Raw genomic sequence first — 13,884 nt, 5'->3', positions numbered from 1 at the left:
AAATATATTTATGAGACTTGGACTTGGAATGTTCTTGGGAGGTACCATAGGTAATTTCATTGATAGAGTTAGATTTGGTTATGTTGTAGATTTTATTAGCTTTAGGTTGTTTAACAAGTTTGAATTTCCCGTTTTTAATATAGCAGACATTTCCATAGTGGTAGGAACTTTTATAATATTAATTTTAGTACTTTTTGATAGGTATGAAATTTAGGAGGTTATAATGGATATTGTTGAATTTTATGTTGATGAAGATGACAATGAAAGATTAGATGCCTATCTTGCAAAAGAGTTAGATGAAATCTCTAGGTCTTATATACAGAAGCTGATTAAAGAAGACCTGGTCTATGTGAATGATAAGCATGTAAAATCTAGTTATTTAGTTAAAGAAGGAGATTATATAAAGGTAAACCTTCCTGAACCTAAGATACTGGAGATTATTCCTGAAGATATACCAATAGATATAGTCTATGAAGACGAAGATGTAGCTATTATTAATAAACCTCAGGATATGGTTGTTCATCCTGCACCGGGTAACTATACTGGAACCTTAGTTAATGCATTATTATTTCATATTGATAATTTATCCTCTATAAATGGCATTATAAGACCTGGCATAGTCCATAGATTAGATAAAGATACTTCTGGTTTATTAATTATAGCTAAGAATGATAAGGCACATAGAATTTTATCGGAAAGTCTTAAAGAGAGAAATGTTAAAAGAGTTTATATCTCCTTAGTTCATGGAATACTTTCTGATAATGAGGGAACTGTCAATGCACCTATAGGGAGACATGGAACTGACAGAAAGAAAATGACAGTAACTCAGAAAAACAGCAAAGAGGCTATAACACATTATAAAGTATTAGAAAGATACGACAATTACTCCTTAGTAGAAGTTAATCTAGAAACAGGAAGAACTCATCAAATAAGAGTACATATGGCTTATATTAATCATCCTGTAGTAGGGGATCCTGTATATTCTAAAGGAAAAAATGAGTTTGGCTTAGATAAACAAATGTTACATGCTTATAAATTAGGCTTTTCTCATCCATCAACAGGAGAACATATGGAGTTTCAAATTGATTTGCCTGAGTATTTTAAGAATATTTTAGATACCTTAGAAAACAAAAGGAAGTAGGGATGAATATGAATGTCAAAGCAGTTATTTTAGATGAAAAAGCTATACAAAGAGCAACAACTAGAATAGCTAATGAGATAATTGAAAGAAATAAAGGGATTAAGGATATTGCTTTGGTCGGAATCAAGACTAGGGGATGTCCTTTCGCAGAGAGATTGGCCAAGAAAATTGAAGAGATTGAAGGAGACAGTATTCCAGTATTTTCTCTTGATATTACTTTATATAGAGATGACTTAACAGAAATTAGTGAAGAACCTATAGTCAACGATAACATGGATATAAATATTGATGGTAAAATAATTATTCTTGTAGATGATGTTATATATACTGGAAGAACTGTTAGAGCTGCTTTAGATGCTTTAGTAGATAAAGGAAGACCTTCTAGAGTACAATTAGCTGTTTTAATAGATAGAGGCCATAGGGAACTTCCAATTAGAGCTGACTACGTAGGCAAAAATGTTCCTACATCTAAATCTGAGAATGTAAAGGTAAATTTTAAAGAGATTGATGGAATAGATCAAGTATTTATAATTAGTTAAAAAGGTAGAATCCTAGGATTCTACCTTTTTAATATTATCTACTAAATCTCTAGAAGGATTTATAATCATAGTTTTAAAGTTTTCATATATTACCATTCCAGCTTTAGCATTTTTAGGTTTTTTGACGTTTTTTCTCTCTGTATAATCCACTAGTACATGATTTGAGTTTTTTCCTTTACTATAATATGCAGCTAATATCGCCGCCTCTTCTAAAGTAGAATCTGGAATAGTTTTACCTTCTTTCCCTATAATCACATGACTGCCTGGCATATTTTGAACATGCAACCATAAATCATCTTTATGAGATAAACGAAGTGTTAAATAATCGTTTTGCTTGTTATTTTTTCCTACGTAAATATTAAATCCATCTTTTGAAACGTAATGAAGAGGCTTAGAAACTGAATCTTCTTTTTTCTTTTTCTTTTTTAAAGAACCTTTTATATAACCTTCACTGATTAATTCCTCTTTAATTTCATCTAACTCCTCAATTTCAGTTGAATTTTCTATACTCATAAGTACATTTTCTAGATATGAAACCTCATCTTCTGTCTCAGGTATTTGTCCTAACAGTAACTGATGGGCATTTTTCAGTTTTGAATATTTTTTATAATATTTCTGAGCATTTGCTACAGGAGATAGTTTTATATCAAGAGGAACATTTAGCTTATTCATATTTTCATCATAGAAATTTTCAAGTTCTATAGTATTTGCTCCCCTAGGGACAACGTGAAGGTTAGCAGATAATAAATCAGCATAAATCTTATATCTTTCCCTATCTTGGCTTTCTAGTAATTCTTCTTTTTGTTTTCCTAATTTATTTAATGTTCTATCTAATTTTACCTGAATTGATTTCCTAATGGATTGTGATTTTTGACTTATTCTATCTATAATATCTTTCCTGCGATAGAAATTATCTAAGAGTTTTGATATGGAATCAAATGAAAGCTTATTTTCTGCTCCGAATTGATTAATATCCATGGCGTGAAAAGCTACTATTTCGGTTTTATTATTATTTAAGACTGAAATAGGTGCGAATTCTTCCTTAGATATTTGATTCATAAATTTATTAAAAGAAAGATATAAAGCATTCTTATCTTCTTCATACATACTACCAAGATTTCTATCTATATCTATATTTGCATCAAAGCATATCTCTCTACTTATCAATGGACTTAAACCTAGATAGCTAAAATAAAGAAATTTAAAACAAGGTAAATTTTTGTCTGATGAATTCATAAGGTCAAAGAAAACTTCTTTTGTAATATCTAAAGGATTAACCTTATCCTGTAGTGGCGGATATTCATAAACCATACCTGGTAATATCTGCCTAACTCTGCTCATATCTTCATAAACTCTCTTTACTGAGTCTATTATTTTAAGTGAAGATTTATCTACTAATACAATATTGCTATGTTTGCCCATTACTTCAATGATTATTCTTTTTTCTGTAGGTTGGCCTAGTTCATCTATAGCCGATATATCAATAAAAACTACTCTATCTAAGTTAAATTGCTCAATATTTAATATTATTCCTCCAATAAGGTGTTTTCTTAGAAGCATACAAAACATAGGTGGTTCAGGAGGATTTTTCTTAGAATAATCTGTTAAATAAACTCGTGGATTATTACTACTAGCAGACATTATTAATCTATAATTAATCCCCTTATTATGAATATGGATTAGAATTTCATCTTTCTCCTGCTGATAAACTTTATCAACTCTTCCTCCTACTAATTTTTCTTTTAATTCTTTAACAACTGCTTTTGTTACAATACCATCAAATGCCATATTAATTCCTCCAATATTAACTAAGACTACTAAGAGTATACCACTATATTAAGAAATAATAAACTAAAAGGAATTAGAAAGAGAATATTAAAAATTTGTAATATATAGTAGATTAATATTAATATAAGATATATAATACTTAACTGTAATACAATAAGTGGTGAAAGAGAGGTGTTTATTATGATTAAGAGTATGACAGGTTTTGGTAGAGGTGAATTTAGTAACGAATTCTATAATTTTAGGGTGGAAATAAAGGCTGTTAATCATAGATACAACGATATTATAGTCAAAATGCCTAGACATATTTCATATTTAGAAGAAAAAGTTAAAAAAATTATAAAAAAAGAGATTAGCAGAGGTAAGATTGATGTATATATCAATCTAGATTATATAAATGAATCAGCTATAGAAATTAAAGTTGATATTCCCTTGGCAAAAACCTATAAATCTGCTTTAGAAGGTTTATGTGAAGAATTGAATCTAGAGGATAATGTTAGATTATTTAATATACTAGGTTTATCTGAGATCATAAAAACAGAAAGAAAAGAATTAGATGAAGATACTGCATGGACTTGTCTAAAAGAAGCATTAAATATAGCACTTAGAGATATTATGGGTATGAAAGTAGTAGAAGGGCAAGAATTAAAAAATGACATGATCTCAAAATTAAATAGAATTGAAGCGATAGTATTGGAAGTAGAGAAAAGGTCTCCATTGGTTGTATTGGAGTATAAAGATAAGTTAAAAGAAAGAATTAGCGAATTGCTTGATAAGGACATTAGTATAGACGAGGATAGAATTACTTCTGAGGTAGTAATTTTTACAGATAAGAGTAATATTAATGAAGAGATCGTAAGGCTCAAATCTCATGTAAAACAATTTTTATCTATATTAGATGAAAAAGATTCGGTGGGAAGAAAGCTTGACTTTTTGATTCAAGAAATGAATAGAGAAATAAATACAATTGGTTCAAAAGCAAATGACATGTTGATTTCTCAAAATGTAGTAGAGATAAAATCAGAATTAGAGAAAATAAGAGAACAAGTTCAAAACGTTGAGTAGTTAGGGAGGATGATTATGTCAATAAAACTAATTAATATTGGTTTTGGAAATATTGTCTCAGCCAATAGGATAATAGCTGTAGTCAGCTCTGAATCTGCACCTATTAAAAGATTGATTCAAGAGGCTAGAGATAATGGACTTCTAATAGATGCAACTTATGGAAGAAGAACTAGAGCAGTTATAATTACAGATAGTCAGCATGTAATTTTGACACCTGTTCAGCCAGAGACGGTTGCAAATAGATTTCATGATAAAGAAGAACATACTGAATAATTAATATAGAAAGTTGGAGATACAAATGTCAAAAGGTTTTTTACTTATTATTTCAGGTCCTGCTGGTACTGGCAAAGGTACCGTATGTAAAGCATTATTAGAAAGAAATAAGGATATAATATATTCTATTTCTGCAACTACAAGAAAACCAAGGGTTGGAGAAGTGGAAGGCGTTAATTACTTTTTCATAGATGAAGAAGAGTTTAAGAGGATGGAGAAGAATGATGAATTTTTAGAGCATGCCTATGTACACACCAATTATTATGGAACCCCTAAGAAATTTGTTATGGATGAAGTCAACAAAGGGGAGATTGTTTTACTTGAAATAGATGTACAAGGAGCTTTGCAAATTAAGAACAATTACTCTGAAGCAGTATTTGTATTCCTTTTACCTCCAACAATGGAGGAATTGAAGAATAGAATAGTTAAAAGAGGAACAGAAACTGAAGAGGATATAAATAGAAGATTTGAAAATGCCTTTAAAGAATTAGACTTCGTAGGCAAATATGATTACTTTGTCGTAAATGACAAGATAGAAGATGCTGTATCAGATATTGAAACAATAATAAAGGCGGAAAAATTAAGGGTAAAGAGACATTCTGATATTAAAGATAAAGTTATTTCACAGGGAGGTAAATAATATGTTAAATCCATCTTTTAATGAATTAGGGAAAAGGGGAGATAGTAGGTATACACTGGTTATGCTTACGGCTAAGAGGGCTAGAAAAATTATTGAAGGAGCTGAGCCGCTAGTTGAAACCAATTCTAAAAAACCAGTGAGTATTGCCTTGGAGGAAGTTTTAGAGGGGAAGATAACTTATACTAGGCCACCTATAAATAGTATAAAGTAGGAGGTAATTATATGCTAAAGGGTAAAACCATTATACTTGGAGTTACAGGAGGAATTGCTGTATATAAAGCTGCTGATATTGTTAGTAGGTTAAAAAAACTCCATGCTAATGTTGAAGTTATTATGACAGAAGGAGCTACTGAATTTGTCACTCCCTTAACTTTTCAAACTATGTCGGGAAATGTAGTTCATAGAGAAATGTTTAGTGAGATTACAAACTATGATGTAGAACATATATCACTTGCACAAAAAGCAGATACTATTTTAATTGCTCCAGCAACTGCAAATACTATAGGTAAAATAGCCAATGGTATAGCTGATAATTTATTGACTACAGTGGTGATGGCGTCTACAGCTAAGATAATATTTGCACCTGCTATGAATACTAAGATGTATCAAAATCCTATTGTAAAGGAAAATATAAATAGGTTAAAAAGTCTTGGATATAGTTTTATTCAACCAGGAGCAGGACGGCTTGCCTGTGGAGATTATGGTGAGGGAAAAATGGCAGAGCCGGTAGATATTGTAGAATATATTATTGATAGTCTTGTAGAAAAAGATCTATCTGGAAGGAAGATAGTTGTGACTGCTGGACCAACAATAGAACCCTTAGATCCTGTTAGATATATGACTAATCATTCAAGTGGAAAAATGGGATATAGCATAGCTAAGGAAGCTGTATCTAGAGGTGCAGAAGTTGTGTTGATCTCCGGGCATACATCCATTACTCCGCCAAAAGAAGTTGAACTTGTCAAAGTAAAAACCACAGAAGATATGTTAAAGGCAGTTGCTAAGCATTTTAATTCCTGTGATGTATTAATAAAATCTGCTGCTCCTGTTGATTATAAGCCTGAGACTGTAAGTCCTATTAAGATAAAGAAAAAAGAAAATGAAGAAGATGAGTTAATTATTAAATATGTTAAAAATCCAGATATAGCCGCTTACTTTGGTAAACAAAAAAAGCATCAGGTTATGGTTGGATTTGCAGCAGAAACTGATGATTTAGATAAATATGCACTGGAAAAATTAAAAAAGAAAAATTTTGATTTTATAGTAGCAAATGATGTAACAAAAGAAGGGGCAGGCTTTGATGTTGATACTAATATAGTGACTATAATTGATAATAAGGGTATAAAGACCAATTATCCAATGATGAATAAAAGAGAAGTTGCAAGAGTCATAGTGGATAAGGTAAAATATATATTAGATAATAAAAGCTAGATTGGACTATCTAGCTTTTAATATTCACATATAAAAGGAATGATTAAATTGAATAAGAAATATGCACAAATTATAGTAAATAATAGAGCATCACAGGTTGATCGACCATATACATATATTGTTGATGATGATTTAAAGGATATTGTGAAAGAAGGCATGAGAGTAATAATTCCCTTTGGGAAAGGAAATAAATTGATAAAAGGAATTGTAGTTCAAATTATTGATTATTGGAATGATGAATATAGTTTAAAAAAAGTTGTTGATGTATTAGATGATAAGCCTTTAATCTCGAAGGAACTAATAGACCTAAGTACTTGGATGAAGGAATACTATTTATCATCCTATATAGATGCTTTTCAGCCGGTACTGCCTCCAGGAGACTTTAAAGAAGTGAATACATTTGTAGAGAAAGTAGAAGATTACTATAATAAGGATATAAATGAGGATGAATTAAAGATTATTTCTTATTTAGATATTAATGGAAAGATATTATTAGAAGATTTAAAGAAAAACTTAAAGCTTCCTAATATTAATAAAACATTGAATTCTTTAGAAAATAGAGGGATTATAGAAACTACAATAGATATAAAAACAAAAATAGATAGGAAGCTGGAAAAATGGGTTAAACTCTTACAAAGAGAACTTTCTTTGCTAGAGATGTATGATAGTATTGGAACAAGAGCTGTTAAACAAAGAGAGATAATCCAGTTTCTTTATGAAGTAAAAGATATTTCTTTTAAGGAACTTTCAGAGAAGATGAATACAACATTATCTACAATAAAAGCAATAGAAAAGAAAGGATTATTAAAGATATATGAAAGAGAAGTTAATAGAGATCCAATAAAAAAGGATATTAGTGATTATAAAAAACATGATCTATCAGTTGCCCAAAGAAAAGTTTTTGATAGAATTGTAAGATCATTTAATAAGGAGAACGAGGAGAATAAGTTTCTAATTCATGGAGTAACAGGAAGTGGAAAAACAGAAATATACCTGCAGCTCGTTGAAGAAATGATAAAAAATGAAAAGGGTTCTATTATACTTGTTCCAGAGATATCCCTTACTCCTCAGACTATTGATAGGTTTGTTGGTAGGTTTGGAGATTTAGTAGCTGTATTACATAGTAGGTTATCTTATGGAGAAAGGTTTGACCAATGGAGAAGAATAAAAGAGGGGAAAGTTAAAATAGTTGTAGGTGCTAGATCTGCTGTATTTGCTCCTTTTAAAAAACTAGGACTTATAATTATTGATGAGGAACACGAAGCCACGTATAAATCATCTCAAAATCCTAAATATAATACTGTTGAAGTTGCAGCTAAAAGAGTTGATATTGAAAATGCATTTTTGGTCATGGGTTCAGCTACACCTTCCTTAGAAACTTACTATAATAGTTTAAATGGAAATTTAAGACTTCTAGAATTACAAGAAAGAGTAAATAAATATGCATTACCGGAAGTAATAGTAGTAGATATGAGAGAAGAGCTAAGTAATGGCAATAAATCTATATTTAGTGAAGAATTATATGATTCTATATGTGAAAATTTTAGAAATGGAAAACAAACCATATTATTTTTAAATAGAAGAGGGTTTTCTACTTTTGTATCATGCAGAAATTGTGGATATGTAGTAAAGTGCGATAATTGTGATATATCAATGACATATCATAGAAATATGAATAAATTAAGATGTCATTATTGCGGTTTAGCTATAAATCCTCCAAACATTTGCCCTGTATGTAAATCTAACTATATTAAATATTTTGGTATAGGAACTGAAAAGGTGGAAGAACTTACAAGAGAGTTATTTCCAAATGCTAGAATAGCTAGAATGGACATGGATACTACGACAGGAAAGGGAAGTCATGAATCAATTTTAGAAGATATGAAAAATGGTAAAATAGATATTCTAATTGGGACACAGATGATTTCAAAGGGATTAGATTTTGAAAATGTAACCTTAGTAGGTATAATAGCTGCCGATACTACTTTGAATTTGCCAGATTTTCGATCTCCAGAACGTGCTTTTCAATTGGTCACACAGGTAGCTGGAAGAGCTGGGAGGGGAGATTATAACGGTAAGGTTATACTGCAAACTTATAATCCCGAACATTATAGTATCCAATTTTCTAAGGAACATGATTATAAAAGTTTTTATAATACAGAAATATCCTTGAGACAAGAGTTTTTATATCCTCCTTTTTTAGACCTTATTAGTTTGCTTATATATGGAGAAAATAATAATAAAGTTGCATCTATAGCTAAGGAGGTATATAATTTACTTGTTGAAGAATCAAAGTGGATTGAAAGAGAAATATTAAATAATCATATTATTGGACCATATCCTGCGCCTTTAGAAAAGATTAAAAATAATTTTAGATGGCAAATACTAATTAAATCTAAAAGAGAAAATATAAGTAGTTTAAAAACTCTTTTAAAAAGGGTATGTATAGACAATAAATATAAATTAAAAATAGATGATGTAAAATTTAGCATTGACATTGACCCAAATTCTATACTATAGGAGGAATACAAATGGCATTACGTGAAATAAGACTATATAATGATCCAATCTTGAGAAAAAAATCTAAGGAGATTACAGAAATTACAGATAGAATAAAAATTCTTTTAGATGATATGATAGAAACAATGAATGAGGCAGAAGGAGTTGGATTAGCGGCTCCACAGGTAGGTGTTCTCAGACGTGTAGTAGTTATAGATGTAGGTGAAGGCCCTATTAAATTGATAAATCCAGTTATATTGGAAACACAAGGTGAAGTAATAGATATAGAGGGTTGTTTATCTGTGCCCAACCGTTCAGGCACTGTAAATAGACCTGAGTGGGTTAAAATAAGATATATAGATATAGATGGAAAAGAGAAAACACTGGAGGGAAGAGGACTATTAGCAAGGGCTATCTGCCATGAAATTGATCATCTAGAGGGTATTTTATATACAGATAAAATAATTGAAGAAGTGGAAATAGAAGAAGATGAAGATTTAAGTAATGAGGTGTAAGTATGAAGATTGTATTTATGGGAACTCCTGATTTTGCTGTACCTACTTTGGAGTCCTTATTTTCAAAAGAATATTCTATAGAATTAGTTATAACACAAAAAGACAAACCTAAAGGGAGAGGAAAGAAAGTTCAATATACTCCAGTGAAGGAAAAGGCGTTAGAATTAGGATTGGAAGTTTATCAACCTGATTCTATCAATGATATAGAAGCTATTAATAGGATTAAGTCAATAAATCCAGACTTTATTGTTGTTGTTGCCTATGGACAAATATTAAAAACAAATATTTTAGAAATTCCTAAATATGGATGCTATAATGTTCATGCATCATTACTCCCTAAATATAGAGGTGCTGCCCCTATAAATTGGGCGATAATAAATGGTGAAAAAGAAACAGGAGTTACTATTATGGAAATCGAAAAAGGGCTAGATACTGGAGATATGGTATTGTGGAAATCAATCAAAATCAATCCAGATGATGATGCTCCTAGCATACATGATAAGCTTTCCGAGCTAGGAGGAAAATTAATAATAGAGGCTTTAGAAGGAATTAGAAATGGAGAATTAATAAAAACTCCTCAGAATCATAATTTATCAACATATGCTCATATGTTAGATAAGCATATGGGTAGAATAAATTGGAATGATAAAGGGGAAAATATCATAAATTTAATTAGAGGATTAAAACCTTGGCCTTCTGGATATACACAATATCAAGATGAAATTGTAAAGATACACAAAGCAAGTTTGACAGATAAAGTCAAAGAAGGAAATAATGGTGAGATAATAAAGGTAGACAAAGAAGGCATATATGTGAATACACAGGATAAAATTGTTATTTTAGAAGAAATTCAATTTCCTGGGAAGAAGAAATTAAAAGTAGAAGAATATTTAAGAGGAAACTCTATAGAAGAAGGTATTATTTTAAAGTAGATAAGAGAGGAGAATTGGAATGATAGGAAACTATTATGGTGGTGGATATTATAGTTCATGGATATTATTTGTTCTTCCTGCGATGCTATTTGCTTCCTATGCTCAGCTTAAGATTAGTTCAGCATTCAATAAATATTCTAGAATCTCTAGCGGAACAGGGTATACTGGTGCTCAGATTGCAAGGATGATATTAGATAGAAATGGACTCCACGATGTTAGAGTTGAGCAAGTAGGAGGAAAATTGACAGATCATTATGATCCTAGGACTAAAGTTGTAAGACTATCCAGTTCTATTTATGGAGGAAATAGTATTGCTTCTATGAGTGTAGCTGCTCATGAAGTAGGCCATGCTATTCAGCATGCTGAAGGATATTTTCCATTAATTCTTAGAAATAATATAGCACCGATTGCAAATATTGGTTCAAGGCTTGTATGGTTGTTTATTATTATTGGATTTGCAATATCTCCATTTTTCATCGAACTTGGAATTGCTTTATTTTTAGCTGTAGTGCTATTTCAAATTGTAACATTGCCTGTAGAATTTAATGCAAGTAGTAGAGCTTTAGTTCAATTGGAAAATGGGATTATGGAAAGAGATAAGATTAAACCAGCAAAAGACGTATTAAAAGCCGCGGCATTAACCTATGTAGCTGCAACATTAGTGGCTATTGGAGAACTTCTTAGGTTGTTGGCATTAACAAGTAGAAGAAGAGATTAGAAATTTGGGGGATAGGTCCCCCTTTTTTTTGAATATTAATAGAAAATACAGAGGTGTTAGAATGAATTTATCTGCTAGAGAAATAGCATTAAATATACTATACGAAATTTTTGAAAATGGAGCATTCTCTAATATAACTATAAAAAAACATTTAGTAGAAGGACTAGATCATAAGGAAGAGGGATTAATTAGAGAAATTGTATATGGAGTTTTGGAAAATGATATTTACATAAATTATATAATATCAAAAGCATCAAAAATAAAGTTGAAGAAAATTCATCCGGTTATTTTAACTATACTTAAGATAGGAGTATATCAGCTTATATTTATAGATAGAATACCTCCTAGTGCAGCAGTTAATGAATCTGTTAATTTAGCTAAGAAGCATGGGCATAAAGGGACTATTGGATTTGTAAATGGAATTTTAAGAAATATAAGTAGAAATAAAGATGAATTTATGAAAATAGAAGTGAAAGATAAGATAGATTATATTTCGATAAAATATTCTCATCCGAAGTGGATGGTAAAAAGATGGATAAAAGATTACGGTGATGAATTTACTGAAGAACTGTGCAGAAAAAATAATGAATCCCCTGAGTTAAATATACGAATAAATACTTTAAAGACTAATAAAGATGAGTTAAAAGAAAGATTAGTAGATTATGGATTTATAGTTAAGGATGCTAACTATGCTAAAGACTCTCTAATCGTAGAAAATCCTATTAGAATAACTGAACTTCCTGAATTTAAAAAAGGACATTTTATTATTCAAGATGAGAGTAGTACCTTAGTGGGACAAATCATGGATCCTATTCCTGGAAGTACAGTTATTGATCTTTGTAGTGCTCCTGGAGGAAAAGCAACACATCTGGCACAGATAATGAACAATAAAGGAAAAATATTGAGTAGAGATATCTATGAACATAAGATTAGTCTTATTGAAGAAAATGCAAGGAGGCTCGGTATTAATATTATTGAAACTTCTATGTCTGATGCAACTAAAAGAGATGAGTCTTTAGTAAATATTGCAGATTATTTGTTATTAGATGCTCCCTGTTCTGGTCTAGGTCTAATTAGAAGGAAACCTGAGATTAAACGAAATAGAAGAGAAGAAGATATAGATGAATTAGTTAAGCTCCAATATGATATTTTAAATAATGCAAAAGATTATTTAAAAATAGGTGGAATATTAATTTATAGCACCTGCACTATAGAAAAAGATGAAAATATTAATTTGATTAATAAGTTTTTAGAGAAAAATAAAAATTTTAAGCTGGTTAATATAGAAGATAAAATATCTAATAAGCAAGATATAACAACTTTAAAAAGTGGATATATCCAGTTATTTCCTCATATTCACAATACTGATGGATTTTATATTGCAAAAATAATTAAAGAAAGATAGATATCATATATGTAAGTGATACAGAAGAAGATACTCCTTTGAAAATTAGAACTGATAGAGCTAATGATATAAAGGCAGATGCTTATATTTCAATCCATTTCAATGCATATCAGGGAACATGGGGAAGTTATTGAGGCATAGAAACTTACCATTATCCAAACTTAACTAAGGGTAAAGAATTAGCGGATTTAGTCTAGGAGGAGTTAATTAAAGAAACTGGATTAAGAAATAGAGGGGTAAAATCAGCTGATTTCTAAGCATTAAGAGAAACAAATATGGCTACTATTTTATGTGAATGTGGATTCATGGATAATTTAGAAGAAGCTAAGCTAACGCTAGATGAAAACTATCAGATGAAATGTGCTAGAGCCCTAGTGAAAAGCATATGTAAGTATTTTGGTGTTGAATATAAGAAAGAAATTGAAGAAGTATATAGCCCATGGCAGTTGATGCAATGGAGTGGGCTATAAAATTAGGTCTAACTGATGGATCTAATTCTAAGGAACCTATCACATTAGAAAGGTTTATTACAATATTATATATATATGAAAAAACCCTGGAGTAAAAAATGATATGATACTTTCAAAGTAGACAGTTTAATTAATTAAAATTAGATTATCTACTTGGAGGTATTTTTTTATGGGAAAAATCGACGAAAAAATACTATATTTTATATTTTTTTATGACATTTAATTATATTTATACTCTAAAAAAATGTTATATTGTAAAAAATTAATGAATTATAGTATAGTTTGCAGGATTTTTATTATGAGAAAATGAAGGGATTATCATGTTTCATGTAGAATATTATATTTAGATAAATAGAAGGAGGTGCTTATAAAGCAAAACTAGAACGATTTAAAGTTTTAATTTGTTTTTTCAAATTGGCTCTGTAAACTAAATATGAAAAAATAGTACAATATCTTCATAGAATTGCTCTA

Annotated in this window: 14 protein-coding genes and 1 pseudogene; 14 read left to right on the top strand and 1 reads right to left on the bottom strand. The window is 30.1% G+C overall.

Features of this window, described 5'->3' with window-relative positions:
• From RDK80_RS18990 to pyrR, 3 genes are all read left to right on the top strand, one after another.
• On the top strand, nucleotides 1-214 hold a 214-nt coding region (locus tag RDK80_RS18990; protein WP_308525194.1), incomplete at its 5' end, for a signal peptidase II.
• Between the two features lie 9 nt (nucleotides 215-223).
• Complete coding sequence (locus RDK80_RS18985) at nucleotides 224-1,141, top strand: RluA family pseudouridine synthase (protein ID WP_094900023.1); 918 nt, start codon at nucleotides 224-226, stop codon at nucleotides 1,139-1,141.
• An 8-nt stretch (nucleotides 1,142-1,149) separates the two neighbouring features.
• Entirely contained in the window at nucleotides 1,150-1,680 is a 531-nt protein-coding gene (gene pyrR / locus RDK80_RS18980; RefSeq protein ID WP_094900158.1) for a bifunctional pyr operon transcriptional regulator/uracil phosphoribosyltransferase PyrR, read from the top strand.
• A 12-nt stretch (nucleotides 1,681-1,692) separates the two neighbouring features.
• Here the strand turns inward: pyrR and RDK80_RS18975 are convergent, their stop codons facing one another.
• Complete coding sequence (locus RDK80_RS18975) at nucleotides 1,693-3,468, bottom strand: NFACT RNA binding domain-containing protein (protein ID WP_308525193.1); 1,776 nt, start codon at nucleotides 3,466-3,468, stop codon at nucleotides 1,693-1,695.
• Between the two features lie 180 nt (nucleotides 3,469-3,648).
• Here RDK80_RS18975 and RDK80_RS18970 point away from each other — a divergent pair, with 180 nt between their 5' ends.
• The 11 genes and pseudogenes from RDK80_RS18970 to RDK80_RS20170 all read left to right on the top strand — a co-directional run bounded on the left by RDK80_RS18970 (nucleotide 3,649) and on the right by RDK80_RS20170 (nucleotide 13,413).
• The gene (locus RDK80_RS18970; RefSeq protein WP_094900025.1) at nucleotides 3,649-4,530 is read left to right on the top strand and encodes a YicC/YloC family endoribonuclease; all 882 of its coding nucleotides are present in this window, start codon (nucleotides 3,649-3,651) and stop codon (nucleotides 4,528-4,530) included.
• Nucleotides 4,531-4,545: 15 nt separating this feature from the next.
• Nucleotides 4,546-4,803: an extracellular matrix/biofilm regulator RemA gene (gene remA, locus RDK80_RS18965; RefSeq protein WP_094900026.1), complete on the top strand. Its 258-nt coding sequence runs from the start codon at nucleotides 4,546-4,548 to the stop codon at nucleotides 4,801-4,803.
• A 25-nt stretch (nucleotides 4,804-4,828) separates the two neighbouring features.
• Nucleotides 4,829-5,443, top strand: a complete 615-nt coding sequence (gmk, locus tag RDK80_RS18960) for a guanylate kinase (protein WP_094900027.1) — start codon at nucleotides 4,829-4,831, stop codon at nucleotides 5,441-5,443.
• Between the two features lies 1 nt (nucleotide 5,444).
• On the top strand, nucleotides 5,445-5,654 hold the full coding sequence (gene rpoZ, locus RDK80_RS18955; protein WP_094900028.1) for a DNA-directed RNA polymerase subunit omega: 210 nt from the start codon (nucleotides 5,445-5,447) through the stop codon (nucleotides 5,652-5,654).
• 11 nt (nucleotides 5,655-5,665) lie between these two features.
• Nucleotides 5,666-6,874 carry a bifunctional phosphopantothenoylcysteine decarboxylase/phosphopantothenate--cysteine ligase CoaBC gene (coaBC, locus tag RDK80_RS18950; RefSeq protein WP_308525192.1) on the top strand — a complete coding sequence of 403 codons (1,209 nt, stop codon included), beginning with the start codon at nucleotides 5,666-5,668 and terminating at the stop codon, nucleotides 6,872-6,874.
• A 48-nt stretch (nucleotides 6,875-6,922) separates the two neighbouring features.
• Nucleotides 6,923-9,394 (top strand): primosomal protein N', encoded by a 2,472-nt coding sequence (gene priA / locus RDK80_RS18945; RefSeq protein ID WP_308525191.1) that lies wholly within the window; start codon nucleotides 6,923-6,925, stop codon nucleotides 9,392-9,394.
• Nucleotides 9,395-9,405: 11 nt separating this feature from the next.
• On the top strand, nucleotides 9,406-9,888 hold the full coding sequence (def, locus tag RDK80_RS18940) for a peptide deformylase (protein WP_308525190.1): 483 nt from the start codon (nucleotides 9,406-9,408) through the stop codon (nucleotides 9,886-9,888).
• A gap of 2 nt (nucleotides 9,889-9,890) precedes the next feature.
• Entirely contained in the window at nucleotides 9,891-10,820 is a 930-nt protein-coding gene (gene fmt / locus RDK80_RS18935; RefSeq protein WP_308525189.1) for a methionyl-tRNA formyltransferase, read from the top strand.
• 19 nt (nucleotides 10,821-10,839) lie between these two features.
• A complete protein-coding gene (locus RDK80_RS18930; protein ID WP_216562384.1) occupies nucleotides 10,840-11,538 on the top strand; it encodes a zinc metallopeptidase in 699 nt (232 codons plus the stop codon).
• A 61-nt stretch (nucleotides 11,539-11,599) separates the two neighbouring features.
• A complete protein-coding gene (rsmB, locus tag RDK80_RS18925) occupies nucleotides 11,600-12,943 on the top strand; it encodes a 16S rRNA (cytosine(967)-C(5))-methyltransferase RsmB (protein WP_308525188.1) in 1,344 nt (447 codons plus the stop codon).
• A gap of 38 nt (nucleotides 12,944-12,981) precedes the next feature.
• Nucleotides 12,982-13,413, top strand: a pseudogene (locus RDK80_RS20170) (N-acetylmuramoyl-L-alanine amidase).
• Nucleotides 13,414-13,884 lie beyond the last annotated feature (471 nt).

Source organism: uncultured Tissierella sp. (assembly GCF_902479755.1).
GTDB classification, from domain to species: Bacteria; Bacillota; Clostridia; order Tissierellales; family Tissierellaceae; genus Tissierella; species Tissierella carlieri.
The sequence above is the reverse complement of the archived record's forward strand: the minus strand, read 5'-3'. Positions and strand labels throughout refer to the sequence as shown.

Coding starts and splice junctions, on each gene's coding strand:
- RDK80_RS18985 (WP_094900023.1), top strand. CDS start 224: ATGGATATTGTTGAATTTTATGTTGATGAAGATGACAATGAAAGATTA.
- pyrR (WP_094900158.1), top strand. CDS start 1,150: ATGAATGTCAAAGCAGTTATTTTAGATGAAAAAGCTATACAAAGAGCA.
- RDK80_RS18975 (WP_308525193.1), bottom strand. CDS start 3,468: ATGGCATTTGATGGTATTGTAACAAAAGCAGTTGTTAAAGAATTAAAA.
- RDK80_RS18970 (WP_094900025.1), top strand. CDS start 3,649: ATGATTAAGAGTATGACAGGTTTTGGTAGAGGTGAATTTAGTAACGAA.
- remA (WP_094900026.1), top strand. CDS start 4,546: ATGTCAATAAAACTAATTAATATTGGTTTTGGAAATATTGTCTCAGCC.
- gmk (WP_094900027.1), top strand. CDS start 4,829: ATGTCAAAAGGTTTTTTACTTATTATTTCAGGTCCTGCTGGTACTGGC.
- rpoZ (WP_094900028.1), top strand. CDS start 5,445: ATGTTAAATCCATCTTTTAATGAATTAGGGAAAAGGGGAGATAGTAGG.
- coaBC (WP_308525192.1), top strand. CDS start 5,666: ATGCTAAAGGGTAAAACCATTATACTTGGAGTTACAGGAGGAATTGCT.
- def (WP_308525190.1), top strand. CDS start 9,406: ATGGCATTACGTGAAATAAGACTATATAATGATCCAATCTTGAGAAAA.
- fmt (WP_308525189.1), top strand. CDS start 9,891: ATGAAGATTGTATTTATGGGAACTCCTGATTTTGCTGTACCTACTTTG.
- RDK80_RS18930 (WP_216562384.1), top strand. CDS start 10,840: ATGATAGGAAACTATTATGGTGGTGGATATTATAGTTCATGGATATTA.
- rsmB (WP_308525188.1), top strand. CDS start 11,600: ATGAATTTATCTGCTAGAGAAATAGCATTAAATATACTATACGAAATT.